Origin of the sequence: Halocella sp. SP3-1, assembly GCF_003953885.1 — a bacterium.
Lineage (GTDB): Bacteria > Bacillota > Halanaerobiia > Halanaerobiales > DTU029 > Iocasia > Iocasia fonsfrigidae.
Genome location: NZ_CP032760.1, coordinates 1,049,562 through 1,064,864, shown reverse-complemented (window position 1 = coordinate 1,064,864; position 15,303 = coordinate 1,049,562). Strand labels below are relative to the sequence as shown.

At 37.5% G+C, this 15,303-nt stretch carries 19 protein-coding genes; all 19 read right to left on the bottom strand.

Going from position 1 to position 15,303, the window contains the following annotated elements; translation table 11 throughout:
• Positions 1 to 137 precede the first annotated feature (137 nt).
• Positions 138 to 1,769, bottom strand: a complete 1,632-nt coding sequence (gene fliD / locus D7D81_RS05040) for a flagellar filament capping protein FliD (RefSeq protein WP_125987893.1) — start codon at positions 1,767 to 1,769, stop codon at positions 138 to 140.
• Between the two features lie 112 nt (positions 1,770 to 1,881).
• Entirely contained in the window at positions 1,882 to 2,712 is an 831-nt protein-coding gene (locus tag D7D81_RS05035; protein WP_125987891.1) for a flagellin N-terminal helical domain-containing protein, read from the bottom strand.
• Positions 2,713 to 2,845: 133 nt separating this feature from the next.
• Positions 2,846 to 3,103, bottom strand: a complete 258-nt coding sequence (csrA, locus tag D7D81_RS05030) for a carbon storage regulator CsrA (protein WP_125987889.1) — start codon at positions 3,101 to 3,103, stop codon at positions 2,846 to 2,848.
• 15 nt (positions 3,104 to 3,118) lie between these two features.
• Complete coding sequence (fliW, locus tag D7D81_RS05025) at positions 3,119 to 3,565, bottom strand: flagellar assembly protein FliW (protein ID WP_125987887.1); 447 nt, start codon at positions 3,563 to 3,565, stop codon at positions 3,119 to 3,121.
• Between the two features lie 19 nt (positions 3,566 to 3,584).
• The gene (locus D7D81_RS05020) at positions 3,585 to 4,178 is read right to left on the bottom strand and encodes a DUF6470 family protein (RefSeq protein ID WP_125987885.1); all 594 of its coding nucleotides are present in this window, start codon (positions 4,176 to 4,178) and stop codon (positions 3,585 to 3,587) included.
• A 40-nt stretch (positions 4,179 to 4,218) separates the two neighbouring features.
• Positions 4,219 to 5,118: a flagellar hook-associated protein FlgL gene (gene flgL, locus D7D81_RS05015; protein ID WP_125987883.1), complete on the bottom strand. Its 900-nt coding sequence runs from the start codon at positions 5,116 to 5,118 to the stop codon at positions 4,219 to 4,221.
• A gap of 22 nt (positions 5,119 to 5,140) precedes the next feature.
• Positions 5,141 to 6,916: a flagellar hook-associated protein FlgK gene (gene flgK / locus D7D81_RS05010; protein WP_125987881.1), complete on the bottom strand. Its 1,776-nt coding sequence runs from the start codon at positions 6,914 to 6,916 to the stop codon at positions 5,141 to 5,143.
• A gap of 22 nt (positions 6,917 to 6,938) precedes the next feature.
• Positions 6,939 to 7,394, bottom strand: a complete 456-nt coding sequence (locus D7D81_RS05005; RefSeq protein ID WP_125987879.1) for a flagellar protein FlgN — start codon at positions 7,392 to 7,394, stop codon at positions 6,939 to 6,941.
• Positions 7,395 to 7,427: 33 nt separating this feature from the next.
• Complete coding sequence (locus tag D7D81_RS05000) at positions 7,428 to 7,769, bottom strand: flagellar protein FlaG (RefSeq protein ID WP_286170226.1); 342 nt, start codon at positions 7,767 to 7,769, stop codon at positions 7,428 to 7,430.
• 54 nt (positions 7,770 to 7,823) lie between these two features.
• Positions 7,824 to 8,306 (bottom strand): flagellar export chaperone FlgN, encoded by a 483-nt coding sequence (gene flgN / locus D7D81_RS04995; protein WP_125987877.1) that lies wholly within the window; start codon positions 8,304 to 8,306, stop codon positions 7,824 to 7,826.
• Complete coding sequence (fliS, locus tag D7D81_RS04990; protein WP_125987875.1) at positions 8,296 to 8,712, bottom strand: flagellar export chaperone FliS; 417 nt, start codon at positions 8,710 to 8,712, stop codon at positions 8,296 to 8,298. Before fliS ends, flgN begins: the two co-directional genes overlap by 11 nt.
• A 47-nt stretch (positions 8,713 to 8,759) precedes the next feature.
• Entirely contained in the window at positions 8,760 to 9,251 is a 492-nt protein-coding gene (locus tag D7D81_RS04985) for a flagellar protein FlgN (protein ID WP_164522118.1), read from the bottom strand.
• 5 nt (positions 9,252 to 9,256) lie between these two features.
• Positions 9,257 to 9,529, bottom strand: coding sequence for a flagellar biosynthesis anti-sigma factor FlgM (gene flgM / locus D7D81_RS04980; protein ID WP_164522117.1), 273 nt, complete (start codon positions 9,527 to 9,529; stop codon positions 9,257 to 9,259).
• A 285-nt stretch (positions 9,530 to 9,814) separates the two neighbouring features.
• The gene (locus D7D81_RS04975) at positions 9,815 to 10,246 is read right to left on the bottom strand and encodes a TIGR03826 family flagellar region protein (RefSeq protein ID WP_125987869.1); all 432 of its coding nucleotides are present in this window, start codon (positions 10,244 to 10,246) and stop codon (positions 9,815 to 9,817) included.
• 136 nt (positions 10,247 to 10,382) lie between these two features.
• Positions 10,383 to 10,793: a HEPN domain-containing protein gene (locus D7D81_RS04970; RefSeq protein WP_125987867.1), complete on the bottom strand. Its 411-nt coding sequence runs from the start codon at positions 10,791 to 10,793 to the stop codon at positions 10,383 to 10,385.
• The gene (locus D7D81_RS04965; protein ID WP_125987865.1) at positions 10,793 to 11,137 is read right to left on the bottom strand and encodes a nucleotidyltransferase domain-containing protein; all 345 of its coding nucleotides are present in this window, start codon (positions 11,135 to 11,137) and stop codon (positions 10,793 to 10,795) included. Before D7D81_RS04965 ends, D7D81_RS04970 begins: the two co-directional genes overlap by 1 nt.
• Positions 11,138 to 11,237: 100 nt before the next feature.
• The gene (locus D7D81_RS04960) at positions 11,238 to 12,398 is read right to left on the bottom strand and encodes a glycosyltransferase family 4 protein (RefSeq protein ID WP_164522116.1); all 1,161 of its coding nucleotides are present in this window, start codon (positions 12,396 to 12,398) and stop codon (positions 11,238 to 11,240) included.
• An 85-nt stretch (positions 12,399 to 12,483) separates the two neighbouring features.
• Positions 12,484 to 13,872: an aspartate aminotransferase family protein gene (locus D7D81_RS04955; protein ID WP_125987861.1), complete on the bottom strand. Its 1,389-nt coding sequence runs from the start codon at positions 13,870 to 13,872 to the stop codon at positions 12,484 to 12,486.
• Positions 13,873 to 14,349: 477 nt separating this feature from the next.
• Positions 14,350 to 15,096: a BsuPI-related putative proteinase inhibitor gene (locus D7D81_RS04950; RefSeq protein ID WP_125987859.1), complete on the bottom strand. Its 747-nt coding sequence runs from the start codon at positions 15,094 to 15,096 to the stop codon at positions 14,350 to 14,352.
• Between the last annotated feature and the right edge of the window lie 207 nt (positions 15,097 to 15,303).

The following is a 15,303-nucleotide window of genomic DNA, read 5'->3' as shown; positions in this document are numbered from 1 at the left end:
AATAGGACTAATTATCTAATGTCAGCTAGGTAATTAGGGCTATTTTTAGATAAATGCTCTATTTTTCATCTTTTTTAGTTTTTTTCGACAGATTGCTGACAATCTATTTATTCATGGTTATACCTGTTTCTTATATATCAAGAACCCATTGAAGTAAACCAGTCACCCTGACTGTTTAGTTGAGATATTAACTGATCCATCTGGGTGAACTTAGCCTTTAAAGTCTCTTCTTTTATATCAAGACGCCTCTCCAGGTTTTCGATATCTTCATCTATATATTTAATTTCACTCTGCAAAGTACTTATTCTACCGGCAACATAACCACCACCACTGGAATAACTGTACGATTTTATGGCATTGTCTACATTAGTTTCTACCCGGTCAATAATACCATTAACACCAGTAAACATCTGTTTAACATCAGACATGTTTTCTGATAGGGCCTGATCCAGCTTATCTTCATCGATAGACATTTCTCCATATCTATCTACTTCAATACCCATTAGTGATACTACATTAGTTTTAAAGGTCTCTGGAATCTGCAGGTCATTTAAAACAACACTATCACTCCCAGTCAGGTCTACAGCAACACTACCATCACTTTTTAAAACCAATCTATTATCTTTAATACTGGCCATATCCTTACCAAGTTCTGTATTAATTTGCGCAGCAATCTCTTCCAGGGTAGAAGCCCCATCTAGAGAAACTGAAGTTCCATCTATCACAAGATCATTTGTCGTACCAGCATCCCAGGACAATGGTGTATTACTCAACCAGTCAGCAGAACTTATGGCATTATTGGGATTCATCACACTGGAATACAGCATTGATTCCACAGTACTTAAGGTTGCCTCACCGCTTAAAACCGCATCTCCTTCACCTTCCTCAATCTCTTTCTCATCAGGGTGACCGTATTTATTAATAGTTTTCAATAGGCTATTATACTGTTTTACAAAAGCAGTTATCTTCTCTTTCATGGCTGCTTTATCAGTTCCTACCCGCAGGGTTGTTTTCTCGTTTAATTCACCCTCCAAATTAAGGGTAACACCTTTAATTACATCATCAATATCCTCATTACTACCCCGTTCTACTTCAAGTCCATTTACCGTAAATTTGGCCATCTGATGGTTCTGGATTGTTTCCATAGTATCTAAATGCAAAGTACTTAAAATATTATCAGTCTCATTAGTAAAAGATACTTCATTGACATCTGTGCCTTCACCAATGACATCACCAGCAGCCTGTACAACTAATTTATTATCAACAACAGAGGCCTGAGCCAGCTGAATCTTATCTGTCTCAGAATCACCATCATGGTCAATGGTAGCATTATTTATCTTATCGGCAATATCCTGTAAAGAGGCCTCTGATACATCTATTGTCACCGAATAGCCATTAATCTCTATATCAAAACTCCCACTGATTGTATCAGCTTCCACCTCTGCACTTGAAGCTACCGTATGAGCCTGAAACAACTGCTGTACTTCAATCTCATAATTTCCTGAACTAGCAAAACTATTAGCAGTAGCTGTAATAACCTCTTCATCGTCAACTGTCGGAGTCATCTTATCAAAGATATCACTTAACTCGCTAGCTTTACTCTTAAAAGTATCTAAAGCACTATTAACCTGCTGCCAGGCACTTATCTGGGCCTGAATTTCTTCTTTGTTTTCTTCTAAACGCCTTAAAGGCGCCTCTTCAATATACATCAATTGTGTTAGGAGGGTATCAGTATCAATACCGTTAAACCCACTTAAACTTAGTCCCATCTTTAAAACCTCCTTGAATTAAATAATCTTAGATTTATGTATTACTAATATTTTAAAAACCAACCGGTAGTTCATACCGGTTGGTATCTTCTACCTTAAATATAGTTTTTAACTATCCCAGTAGTGATAAAACAGTCTGGGATTTAGTATTAGCCTGGGCTAACATAGCAGTACCGGCCTGCTGAAGAATCTGATTTTTAGTTAAATCAGCCATTTGAGCAGCCATATCTGCATCACGAATACGAGATTCAGAGGCCTGCAGATTTTCTTCAGTAGTAGCTAGATTCTTAATGGTGTGTTCCAACCTGTTCTGCACAGCACCAAAATCAGAACGTGTAGCTGAAATGGAACTAATAGCTGCATCCAGGGTATCAATAGCAGACTGAGCATCAGTACCAGTTTCAATACTTAAGCCAGCAAGGGCAGTGATAGCTGCATCTGCCCCACCAGTAATTCTCATGTCTGTCATACCGACCTGAATAGTCTGGTGAGAATTAGCACCAATCTGGAAGGATACATCTGTAACATCTCCATTTAATAGTTTCATACCATTAAATTCTGTTCTGACAGCAATACCACTGATTTCGGATACTAGCTGGTCAACCTCAGACTGGAGTTTGGCCTTGTCATCAGCATCATTGGTTCCGTTAGCAGCCTGGATAGCCAGGTCACGCATCCTCCTTAACATACTATGTACTTCAGCCATAGCACCTTCAGCAGTCTGCATCAGGGAGATGCCATCCTGAGCATTACGCTGTGCCTGGTTAAGACCACTAATCTGAGCACGCATTTTTTCGGAGATAGCCAGCCCGGCAGCATCATCAGCAGCACGGTTAATCCGGTAACCTGATGATAACTTCTCCATTGTTTTGGACATCTCATTTGAGTTTACGCTAAGATTCCTCAAAGCGTTCATGGAACTAATATTGTGATTGATAATCATACCAATCATCCTCCTTGATGTATTTTGTCAGGAAAGCCTCCATGCCTCCCTGCAATATACTTATCGTAAATAGCTGATAAATATTAATAGACTAAAAGTCCTGTTCTTTGAGATAATCTACCAGCCAGTTCCACTATTCGCCTTTTTTATTCTTCGTTTGAGATGCCCCTTTTTTTAGATTAGCTGCCAGTTCTGAGAGATTAACTTTTTCCAGAGCTGCCATTTTGTTCTCTTCCTGGATCTCCAGATAGACCTCTTCCCGGTGGATAGTAATAGATTCGGGAGCCGATATTCCCAGTTGAACCCGATTACCGTCAATATCTATTACCTTTATCTTGATCTTATCATCTATGATGATACTCTCATCCTTTTTCCTGGTCAATATTAACATGAACTACCCCCTGGCCTACCCTGTTTCTTCTACTACTGGATCTGTTTTAAAGAGATAAAAGCGTGTTGGATATTCCTCATCCAGTACAAGCTGAACTGCTTTATTATTCTCTGCATTAATAATGACTGGAGCCCTTAAATTTGTCCGTATATCCCCTGTAGACTGGTCAATAACCACAATAGTATAGAAAACTACTTCAGAGTCTTCCGCCAATTTGAGTTTCTGTTGATACTTTAGAGGTATACTAATCTTATAGTCATCAACAAAGGCCAGGGGGTTAATCATAATAAAGGAGAGATCTGCTCTATCAAGAGACTGCAGCCAGTAAAATATATCATCTTCCAGATTATCAATTATCGTAAATTTATTATAATCCTCAAAGCCTAAAATAGGTTCCACAAAATCTAAAATTTTGTCCTTTTTAATCTCAATCTTACCAAAGTTACTGGTTTCTACTAACATATACTCATCTCCCGGAAGATTAAACCTTCATATCTATCTGATGTTCTACAAGCTTAATATCTAATTCCCCTTTCTGGGCCAGATATATCTCTACCTGATCAGGCTGAATTTTAGCCTTAGGGAAAACAAAATTTGTCTCGACATCTATATCTGCTGGCTTGACGGTTACTTTTACCGGATTTGTCTTAATATTAATCTCTGCTGGTTGTTTAGGCAACAATTCTACATTAACTTCATGTTCCTCTTCTAACAGCTTAGTTCTGGCTAACTGAGCAATCCTGTTTCCTCCTAGTTCGAGTTTGCCCAGGTAATCCCCATCCTGAGAATCCTCCTTAATAGCCTCAATTGTTTTTTCTTTAGCCTGATTGTCCATAAAGTTTATCAGGGAATGGAGTTTTCTATAACCCAAGTCTTCTAATACTTTAGTATAATCAATATCCATTTCTGCCGGAGGATTAGAGATCTCCATATCACCTACCACCTGATAGGGACGACTATTGCCATAGTCTATGTAAAGTTGTGGTGTGCTTTGTTCTATCACCATCGAACCCCTTGTCCAGTTCATATCAATCTGGGCCATAGTAAAACTTATCTCAAGTTGAGGTATATTCATATCTTACCACCTATCAATCTATTCTATCAAAATTTTAAAGCTAGGTAAGAAAATCCATTAAAGTAGGCTGCATGATACCTGCTCCAGTTGCCAGGGCTATTCTAAAGACATTCTCCTCATTCTTATATTTCATAATAGTTTCTGCTACATCAGTATCAGCTGTCTTAGAAAGTATATCAGTATAGGTTACCTCCTGGGCTGATAACCTGTCAGCCCCCAGCTCTAACCTGTTTTGACGGGAACCAACCTGGGCCCGGGCAACTAATACATTCTCAATATGGGTATCAATATTATCCAAGCTGTTCTGTATTTCAGCTGAATCATCATTGGCCAGGGCCTCACTGAAATTATATATATCAGCAAACATCTGACCAAAACCTATTTCTGGGCCTGTTACATTAATATCAACAACTGTCCCGGCACCGACCTCACGGTCCAGTTTGCCAGTAGACACAGCTCCATTAGCCTCATAAGCAGTAGGGTTTAATGAATCTGCACCCTGATATGGTTTAACCTTTGTCTTAACACCATTAAAAATATAACTGTCTGCATATTTAGTATTAGCTATCTCAACCAGGTGTTCTCTTAACTGATCAACTTTCTGCTGTACCTTCTGGCGGGACTCTGGAGTCATTGTGCCAGTAGCAGCCGCAACAGCATCAGTACGAAGAGTACGCAGGGTCTTAACAACTTCATTTAGGGCTTCATCAGTTAGTTTTAACCAGCTAATTCCCCCTTCAGCATTGTCCTGATATTGTTGATTGAAACTAAGAGTTGTGTCCAGTCTCATTGACTTAACGGCATCAATAGGTTCCTCTGAAATCCTGCTGAATTTATCACCTGTAGACAATTGATTCATATATTTGTTGAGTTTACTCTGGCTTTTATTATAATTAGACAAAAAGTCACTGATCATCATATTATTGGTTATACGCGACATTATACATTACCCCCTTTCTCTACTATATTATTCCATTAATTAAAGTATCCAACATCTCATCCATAATTGAAACAACCTTAGAAGCGGCATTATAACCGTGCTGAAACTTAATCATTTCCGTAAATTCCTCATCCAGCGAAACCCCAGATACCTCCTGTTTCTTCTCTTCTAATGAACCAAGTAGTACCTTCTGATTGGTCTCCATCGCCTCTGCCTGGCTGATTTGAATACCCAAGTGACTGGCCTGGGTCTCCCAAAATTCATTAAAACTTGCATTACCTAACTCTGGGATAGAAGTCTCTGTTGCTAACTGGGCAATCTTTAAGGCAATAGACTGGTCACCTACATAGTCATTTCCTTTCTTACCGTCAGAATCGGCGGCCATAGAAGCTGCTGCAATATTTTCTGGATGATCTAAGATCTGGTCACTGACTGTTATACTGGAGGCATCACTACCAGAAAAGAAATCACGCCCTGCCCCAGTACCCCTTAACCCCAACTCTTCAATGGCATTGACCTCATCACCTGTACTCCTATCAACAATATCTATTGTATAACCAGCTGCACTCTCAATCTCCAACCTGTCTCCATTAACAGTTGCAGTAACATTGGCAACTGAATTAATACTGGCAGCTATATCTGCCAGACTATCACCACTATTAATAGTTATATCAGTAGGAGTTGTAGTAGTACCATCATTTACTAAAACCTGAATAGTACTAGTATTCCCGTCAAGGGGATCTCCTGTATCTGTCTGTTCTGCTGAAACCATCTCTGTCATGCCCAGGTCATTTTTTCCATAACCCTGCTTATGAATAGCATTGACTTCCTCTATTAAACTTTCAGCCAGGAGGTCCAGTTTGTTCATCTTCTGGTCAGCTATCTCTTCGCGGACAGTCATTAATCCATATATTTCGCCACTATCAATATGGGCCTCATTACCATCAATAGTAAAGGTATATTTATCAAATTCACCATCATTATAAGTCCTGTTGCCATCATCAGATGTTCTGCTAACATCATTAGCCTCGGCAATAATTTCCCTGGAATCATCACCATTGACAATGCCAATCCCATTTAAACTGACCTGGGCCTGGTTTTCACTGTCAATCCTGACCTGAATATCGATTATTTTGGAAAGGTCATCAATTAAAGCATCCCTCTCATCACAAAGGTCATTAGCAGCTTTAGTTGTATCCGCCTCAATAGCCTTAATCTGTTTATTCAAATCAGCAATCCTTGAAGTCAAATCATTGACCTCATCGATTTTATTCTCTATCTCACTACCCAGCTGTTTCCTGAACTCCATTAAGGAGCTGTTAATATGATTCATCTGTGTTGCTAGAGTTTCAGCAGTCCGGATAACTGCTTCCCTGCTAGAATTATTACTTCCATCATCCCCTTTCAGCTCTTGAAAACTCAGAAAGAAGTCATTCAGGTTATTCTTTAACCCCCCATTATCCAGTTCATTGTAAATACTTTCTATCTGCTGCAGGTTTTGTTTCCTGATAGTCCAGGCGCCTAAACCCTGATTTTCATACCTAATACGTGTATCAATAAATTCATCCCTCATCCTGTTTATTTCCTTAACATAGACACCAGTACCTATCTGTCCAGCCCCTGTACTATTGTACATTGACGGGGAAGTATAAGGAATAGTTGTGCTTTGAATCGCCCGCTGCCGTGAATAGTACTTATTAGCAGCATTAGCAATATTATGCCCAACTACACCCAGTGATTTCTGCTGAGTCTGTAGTGCCCTTTTACCCAATTCTACTCCACCAAATGTTGAAGACATTTACCTAACCCCCTTCTATAAACTATGCCCTTCTATTAACAAAAGTACTCCCGGATTTCTTGACTAATCCCTTTTTACTGTAGGTCTTTGTACCCCCATTGTTTTTTGCTAGATTTAATTTAATATTAACTAGAGTAAGTGAATCTTCTATGAGTTGATTATTTAACAAGTTCTGTTCTTTTAGTTTAAGTGTTAGAGAAACTAAGCGATTCCTCAAGTCATCTAATTCCTGTTTGTTTGGTTTATCTACCCTAGATAATAGGTCGTCCAGATTAGTATCTACCAACTCTAATCTTGCTTCCTCCATTTTTTGGACTTCACCCAGGAGTTTTTCTTCTTTTTTCACAATCTCTTCCAGTCCTTCTAAATCTTCTGCTATAATAATATCCTGTTTCCGTCGGGCCAGTTGATAGATAGACTGGTATAACTGATACTCTGTTTTTAATATCTCACATATCTTCTTAGCATCAACTGTCATAGATGACTTCCCTTCTGGAATAAATAATTTAAACTATATTTTCTCATCTATTAATAGGCCGACCATCTCCCTGATACGGCCGATCATGTCGAGTACTTCTTTAGGTGGAATTTCTTTGATTATCTCATTGTTATCCAGATTAATAACCTCCACCATCATCCTTTCTGAACCTTCGTGTATCTGAAATCTTAAGTCCTTATGCAAGGCCTCTATGGTATCATTAAGTTCCTCAACACTTTCCTCTAATTCAACATCTGAGAAATCTTTATCCTCATTCTTTTTATTTTCCTCAAGAATAATATTGACTACCTCTGCACTCTGCTTATGTTGTGTCCCCAGCTGCTGTTGGGACATATCTAAACCCTCGACCCTCACTTTGTCCCCCCCTTTCAGAGTTTTGATTTATTTTAAAATTTATATTGATAATAATTAACTCTTTTGATCAATAAATGTTGAATACACCCTCTGGATATTATTATATCCTTTATTGGCTCTACGCCCATCCTGGAGTTTCATCATACCCTCGTTTAATTCCTGCCTCTTTCCTTTAATATCTAGCAGGTTTTGATTATGTATTTTCCTTAACTCCCTAATCCTATCATCCAGTTTTTTTACAGTATCTTTAATGTTTTCTGGTATTTCTGTAATCCCCTGGATTTCTTCTGCCCAATTGTCCTTGTTTAAATCATAATTCTCAATAGTTTTTTCAGTAATAGGCTGCAGTTCTTCTTCCAGTTTATCTGCCTTCTGCATTAGTACTTCTTTTTTATCAAGTAGAGACTGCAGTTCATCCCATTTTTCGGCTTCAATAACTCCTGTTTGTTTCCTGGATAGTTGTATTAATCCCTCAAATAGTTCTAACTTTTTATCAAGTAATAGAAACAGTTCAGTATATCGTCTTTTATCCTTCAATGTTTAAGCCCCCAGCTGATTGAACCGTCCCCTGTCTCATCTTAGTAATTACTTCTTCCCAGGACTCCTTAATCTCACTTAAAAGTCCCACTACCTCATCAACAATTTTAGGGTCTTTCCTGATATTAGCCTGAATTAAGCGCCGATTCATGTATTCATATAAACTATATAGGTTTCCTGCTATCTCTCCACCCTGGTCTAAGTCCAAAGAAACCATCAATTCATTTATAATATCCTGGGTCTTTTTTAATTTGTTATTGGCTACTTCAATATTTTTTTCTTCCAGTCCTATACGGGCTTGACCGGCAAATTTGATGGCACCATTATATAACATGAGCAATAACTGTTCTGGACTGGCTGTTTCATACTGAGCATTTTTGTACTTTTGATATGGATTAGCGGACATAAAATTAAATACCTCCTTTGGAGTTTATTATCTAATATCTATTTAAATTATATTTTTTTATTTACTATGTGATTTGTCTGCTTAAATAAATCTGAATTATCATTTTTGCTGTATACATTCTCTCTACCCACAGCCTGCCTAATAACCTGTAAGGAGTATTCAGTAATTTTAAGTGAATCCTCAATTAACTGCTTATTCTCTTCATTTATCTGCTGTAGTTGATCAAGAACAGCCAGAAAATCAGCCTTTAACTCCTGCATCTCTTCTTTCTCTTCTGGCATAAAAGCCATTAGTTCAATAAAAGAAAATCCCTTACCAGCTGTCTTTTCCTCTGCGGCAAAATCATTTAAAAAAGAGTGTCTCTTCGACTCTAGTTCTTCAATCAGTTCTATAATCTCCTGTTCATCACTAACAATCTCTGCTAACTTATCTATGTCGTTTTCCATAATTGCCTGCTGCTTGCTCTGAGCCTTATCAAGTAAGATACAATAATGCTCATATTCCTTTTTAAATATCTCTTTGAATTCACTTAAGGGCAAAATTCTCACTCCAGATCATTATTTAGTAGTCGCTGGGCAATAGACCGGGCTGATACCTGATATGTCCCGGACTGGATCTGTTCTTTCAGGGCCTGAACCTTTTCTTCCCTGATTTCAGGTATTTTAGCCAGATCCTGCTGGAGGTCCTTTATATTTAAAGCCTTTTTAGAGATAAGCACCTTATCAGAACCCTTACCTGCCCCCTGGGCCTTGAACTTGTTCTGCCTATTATTATCCAGATACCTGACCTTCTGATTATTTGCCTGATAGACACGCATCAAATCACCTCAATCTCTCTTCACATTATTAATCTTATCTGCCTTATTTATTCTATTCTTCTCATCTTATTTACTTTATCGTAAAATCAAACAATATCTTAAATAGCATTAAAAGCAGCTATCACTAACTAAATCATTATAACTCTCTTTTTATCTATTATACTCCATAATACACATAAAAGAATTTCCAGACCTATTGTCATGAAAATTGATACTCTCTTAAAGATAAAAAAAAGCAGAACAGTTATTTAATAACTGTTCTGCCCTTCATTAAAAATAAATACATTATCTATTCTTTCTATTTATCCGGTCAAATAAATACATCCGTGTATTTTCAGTATCATTTTGATCCGGCTCCTTTTTCCTCTTTGTCTTTTTACCAGTCCTAAATCCAGATACCAACTCTTGCTGGCACTTTTCACAGAAACGCCCATGGGAAATAAGTTCACCACATCGTTCACATTCTATCAATAATTCTAGATCCAATCCCTCAGCAATCAACCGATCTTCGCGAATAAAATGTATGATCCTCTCTCTGCTAACACCAGTCTTTTCATGAACCACTTCTATAGTAGCATTGGGGTTGTCCCATAAAAATTCTTTAACCTTCTTGAAATCCTCTTCTTCTCCATCAGCACAAATCGGACATAAGTCACTATCACCCTTTTTGGCAAACAATTTACCACAACGAGGACAGTTCTTAAGATTTAAACCCATGATATCCCCCTTTTATTTACATTAATCAATAAATAAGCCTAATATATACCAGTTATGTATATTTATAATCAAATTATATCATTTCTCTATACTACCGTCAATGAAACTATTTAACCCTATTTATCACTTTGTTGCTCTATTTCTTCTTCTCTTTTATCTCTTCTTGTAAAAGAGATTCAAATATATTAATAAAGTGCATAGTCTCAATTAATTCTTCCTTAATAACTCCTTTATCAAAATCTACAAAAGCAACATAATCCGCTTCTTCCCGATCGCGTAATAAAGCATCATAGAGTTTACCATATTTAACAGGTATCAAGCCGGTTTTGACAAAATCACGATGCAGGGCTATTCTAACAGCACTATGCTTTTTATAACTTTTACCTTTGACAATTAGAAGTGCACTGACAGCATAAAAGGCAGCATAATAAAGACGATTTACACAAAAGTCTATATTTTTACGATTAAACTCATATTTAGCTGTTTTTAAACTTTTTTTAGCCTTTTCGAACCAATATTTGGCCATTTGAAGAGTGTTTTCATCCATTAAAATCTAACCCCGTCTCGTTCAATCTCATCTTTAATAGATAAAATAGAATATAACCCAGTACTCCAACCGGCTTTATCAATTAATAAAATACTTAAATTCGTATCATATTTTAAGTTTATCTCTGTAACTATACCATAGATATTATGTTTTTCCTTATGACTAATAGGTTTAGATGATAAGGCTAAAACATCAAGATCAGAACCAGCTTCAGCCTCTCCACGAGCTACAGAGCCAAATATGATATATTCTTCTATTGAATAATTCTTCTTTACTAATTCTTTTTTTAAAAACTCTAATGCCATCTGCTGATTAATAGATAGGCTCAATCTACTAGCAATCATTTATCATCCCCCCTGTATCCCTCACAAAATAATATTTAAATTACTGTACATTAATATTATAGCATACCAATCCAATAATAACCAGTTGGCATTATCTATTTCAAGCCAGTGATTTTTTAGCCCTTTGCTGAGATAAAGCCTCCTGGTAACTGGCGATTAATCTATCAGCCATTTTATCCATGGAAAGGTCTGCTGCTTTTTTAAGGGCATTTTCCTTTAGATACTTATATTTCTCTTCATCGGTCAAAATATCAATAATACCATTAGCAAAGAGGTAATAATCATCTTTAGTCAATATCCCATTAATATTATTGTCAACCATAATGGAAGAACCAGCAGCATTAATTGCTGTTACAGGCATCCCTCCTGCCATTGCCTCTAAAATTACCAGACCCTGGGTCTCAGTAACTGAGGGAAAAACAAAAAGGTCACAACCACAGTAATAATCAATCACCTTATCATAACTTAGTTGCCCTGTGAAGACAACATAATCATCCACTAAGAGTTTACGACTCATCCTCGCCAATTTCTTCCGCTCAGGTCCATCACCAATAATCAATAATTTGCATTTACTTAGATTCTCTCTAACAACCTTGAAAGATTTTATTAATAACTCAACATTCTTTTCCTGCCCCAGACGACCTACAAATAACAATAATTTTTCATCAGCGGAATCCTTATATCTTTCTCTTATATCTTTACCATTACTGGCTTGATATGGCTCCAGACTTATACCTGTGGGAATAGTCCTAACAGGGGTAGTAATTCCATAAGACAAGAGCCTTTTCTTAACAAATTCAGTAGGGGTTATTACTATATCACAGGTCTGACAGTAATCCCTACTATATTTAACAACCAACTTGCGGGCCAGCCCCTTAGCAAAAGGGGCATAGTGGGCATATTCCCCATACAGGGTATGATAGGTAAAAACAAGTGGGAGCGATAATTTTTGCGCCACATGACGCCCCAGCCAACCCATCATAAATGGTGAGTGGGTATGAATTATATCCAACTCCAGCTTCTTTACCTGCTGTATTATATGACTGGAAATAGGAATGGCCAGACGAAAATCATCATTTGTCGGTACAGGCAGAGAACGAAAGCGAAAAACATCCTTCTTCTTTTCAGCCTCTGGATAATCAGGTGCAAAGATATAGACCTGATGGCCTTTTTTCCTGAGCTGATAGGAAAAAGACTCTATTGATTTTACTACCCCACTAAGATATGGTTTATAACTATCACTAAAAACACCAATCCTCATCAAATATCACCTCTATTACATTGAAGAAAAAAATACCATATATTGTTTCTTGTGAAACATTATTGCCTTATTTGGAAATTTTAAACTATTTTTTAAACAATCCCCCGATAACTGTTTTAGCACTTTTTATTGCCATGCCGAAGAGGCCTTTATACCGGCTAAAAACATCTTCCAGGGCTTCGACAAGTTTATCAAGTTCCTGATAAGTAACAATTAATGGTGGTTCAAACCTGATTACATTAGGATTGTTCAGGGTATAGGCTGTGATAATATGGTGTTCATTATGTAAAGCCCCGGCAACCAGGGAACCCATATATTCATGGGAGAGTTTACTAACTATCCCCCCGGATAGTTTATCAAGAACACCCCTGTCTGGTTGATTAAATTCAAGACCAATCATTAGACCCCTACCCCTGACCTCTTTTATTATATCATATTCTTCAGCAAGTTCATTTAATTTCCCCAGGAGATAATTACCCTTTTCAAGGGCCTGCTGACTTAAATCCTGATCAACTAATTCCTTCATAGCTGCAATAGCAGCCGCAGCAGCCAGTGTATTCCCGCCAAAAGTAGAGGTGTGTAAAAGGGCCTTATCCATTCCACCATAAGCCTTATTCCAGATCTCTTTAGTAGTTATAAAAGCCCCTACCGGCATCACTCCACCACCAAGCGATTTGGCCAGACACATAATATCAGGTACTACATCATATTGTTGACAGGCAAAAAGACTCCCTGTCCTGCCGAAACCAGTCTGTATCTCATCCAGGATTAAATACACATCATGTTCTGTGCATAACTCACGGACACCTTTAAAATATTCATCTGTTGGAAGATTGATACCACCTTCACCCTGTATTGGTTCAATAATAAAGGCAGCATACTCATTATTTTCAAGCATCACTTCCAGGGCTTTAAGGTTACCATAATCAACTAGTTCATTACCCGGAACAAGTGGGCCAAACGGTTTCTGGTATTTTTCACGTCCTGTTACAGAAAGTGAACCCATTGTTTTACCATGAAAAGAATTCCTACAATAAAGAACCCTGGACTTCCCGGAAGCAATTTTTGCTGTTTTAATTGCCCCTTCTACTGCTTCAGTACCACTATTACAAAAAAAACTGTTACTTAATTCTCCCGGTGCAAGTAAACTCAGGTTATAGGCGGCAGCACTGGCCATGGTCCCCATACCAGCCTGCAGTATATTAGGCAGCTCTGTTACTTTCTTAATTGCCTCCAGAACTGCTGGAGGATTATGGCCCAGATTCAAGGCCCCATATCCTCCCAGGAAATCAAGGTATTCATTGCCATCACTATCCCAGACACTGGTCCCACTGGCACGAACATAATGCCTGTCAAAATTGAGCAGAGCAAACATCTTGGCCAGTGACGGATTTACATGTTTTTTGTAATATTCTATCACTTCATCCCTTTTTAACTGTAATGCATCATCAACATTTATTAAATTTTCACTCATTTTTCTCACCATCCTCTGCTATATAATATTATCCAATTCCCCTTAAAATCCTGCATGATTTGCACCTGAGTTGATAAAAATTAATTTTAAGAACAAAATGGCTACGCCACCCAAACTTAATCAAATATATCAGTTTTCTTAAGTCAACTGTTTATTACACATAGTTAATAATAAACTATTAGCCAGACAAATATATTTGTTGTACGACTCTAGAAATTGGCTGGAGGTAGGACACCGGAAGACAATTTCTCGACAGTAAGCGTAAGCAGGACGCTGTAGCGCAACCTCAAACTGTTCTTGTGCGCTCTGCTTAAATACGGAGTACCTGTGGTGCACGACAAGGGAAACAAATATATTTGTCGGCCTTCAAAGCTATCTATAATCCTAACCGTAAATAAAAGGAACCCAGTAGGGTCCCGCTTATAATCTTAATCATATCTCATTATATTTATACATATGCAAAACTATTATCAAAATCTATTGCTCAGCACTAATCTCAATTCCAATCTGATTAAGAACCAGCCTATTTTCAACAGTAGCTATCTCCCCCACTAAGGTATACTCACCAGGCTTAATCTCTTCTTCAATTTCAACATCATAAACCAGTTTATTACCAGACTCCAGTTCTCTGCGGATAAGAGCCATAGTAAAGAATTTCCCCTCAGACCAGCGCCAGACTTCTTCATCATTTTGTAGTAAAGCAAGGTCATAGCTCTGCCCAGAACCGAAGTTCAGAAAAACACTCTCCTGAGCGATATTATATAATCTAAGATAGGTTGTAATAATCTCTCCTTCACTATAATTATCAGTATCTGTATAAAGTCCACCTATCATAGAGGGCAGATCTTCAGTCAGAACTGTCTGCAAAACAGTCCTCACTGCTTCTATACTCAAATAAGTCCTCCCCTGATAGATTACTGGAGCTACTGGCAGTGGATTCCCATCAATAACCCCTTCTTCAAGGGAAAAACTCAGCTGTTCTCCCCTGGTATTGATATAAATACTCCTGCTTTCAGCATTATATCCTAAAAGCCATTGATATTGAGCAGCCAGTTCTTTCAGTTGAAACATCTCCTGATTATCAATAATATGCGGCTGTAAAGTGATATAATCATTATCCCCTGCTGCACCAAGATTATTATTAAAAGCAAACAGAATAGCAATAATAAGAAAACAGGTTATTAGTCCCATCATAACACCCCTGTAAATAATCCCTTGTTTCATTATATTTATCACCCCTATAAACTATTATTACATCTTTTATTATATAGTATATTTCTTTGAAAACAACACAAAACCTGCTGGTAAATACTGGACAAACCCTTTTCTTTACCCTATAATTAAATGAGAACTTAATTTATTTTAACTTTTCAGAACAAAATGGCTTCTCCACCCAAACTTAATCAATAATTATTAATTTTTTTACTTAGG

What these genes read in the sequence shown, in the direction of transcription:
- fliD (WP_125987893.1), bottom strand. Translation starts at nt 1,769, where the DNA reads ATGGGACTAAGTTTAAGTGGGTTTAACGGTATTGATACTGATACCCTC.
- D7D81_RS05035 (WP_125987891.1), bottom strand. Translation starts at nt 2,712, where the DNA reads ATGATTATCAATCACAATATTAGTTCCATGAACGCTTTGAGGAATCTT.
- csrA (WP_125987889.1), bottom strand. Translation starts at nt 3,103, where the DNA reads ATGTTAATATTGACCAGGAAAAAGGATGAGAGTATCATCATAGATGAT.
- fliW (WP_125987887.1), bottom strand. Translation starts at nt 3,565, where the DNA reads ATGTTAGTAGAAACCAGTAACTTTGGTAAGATTGAGATTAAAAAGGAC.
- D7D81_RS05020 (WP_125987885.1), bottom strand. Translation starts at nt 4,178, where the DNA reads ATGAATATACCTCAACTTGAGATAAGTTTTACTATGGCCCAGATTGAT.
- flgL (WP_125987883.1), bottom strand. Translation starts at nt 5,118, where the DNA reads ATGTCGCGTATAACCAATAATATGATGATCAGTGACTTTTTGTCTAAT.
- flgK (WP_125987881.1), bottom strand. Translation starts at nt 6,916, where the DNA reads ATGTCTTCAACATTTGGTGGAGTAGAATTGGGTAAAAGGGCACTACAG.
- D7D81_RS05005 (WP_125987879.1), bottom strand. Translation starts at nt 7,394, where the DNA reads ATGACAGTTGATGCTAAGAAGATATGTGAGATATTAAAAACAGAGTAT.
- fliS (WP_125987875.1), bottom strand. Translation starts at nt 8,712, where the DNA reads ATGTCCGCTAATCCATATCAAAAGTACAAAAATGCTCAGTATGAAACA.
- flgM (WP_164522117.1), bottom strand. Translation starts at nt 9,529, where the DNA reads ATGCGTGTCTATCAGGCAAATAATCAGAAGGTCAGGTATCTGGATAAT.
- D7D81_RS04975 (WP_125987869.1), bottom strand. Translation starts at nt 10,246, where the DNA reads ATGGGTTTAAATCTTAAGAACTGTCCTCGTTGTGGTAAATTGTTTGCC.
- D7D81_RS04970 (WP_125987867.1), bottom strand. Translation starts at nt 10,793, where the DNA reads ATGGATGAAAACACTCTTCAAATGGCCAAATATTGGTTCGAAAAGGCT.
- D7D81_RS04965 (WP_125987865.1), bottom strand. Translation starts at nt 11,137, where the DNA reads ATGATTGCTAGTAGATTGAGCCTATCTATTAATCAGCAGATGGCATTA.
- D7D81_RS04960 (WP_164522116.1), bottom strand. Translation starts at nt 12,398, where the DNA reads ATGAGGATTGGTGTTTTTAGTGATAGTTATAAACCATATCTTAGTGGG.
- D7D81_RS04955 (WP_125987861.1), bottom strand. Translation starts at nt 13,872, where the DNA reads ATGAGTGAAAATTTAATAAATGTTGATGATGCATTACAGTTAAAAAGG.
- D7D81_RS04950 (WP_125987859.1), bottom strand. Translation starts at nt 15,096, where the DNA reads ATGAAACAAGGGATTATTTACAGGGGTGTTATGATGGGACTAATAACC.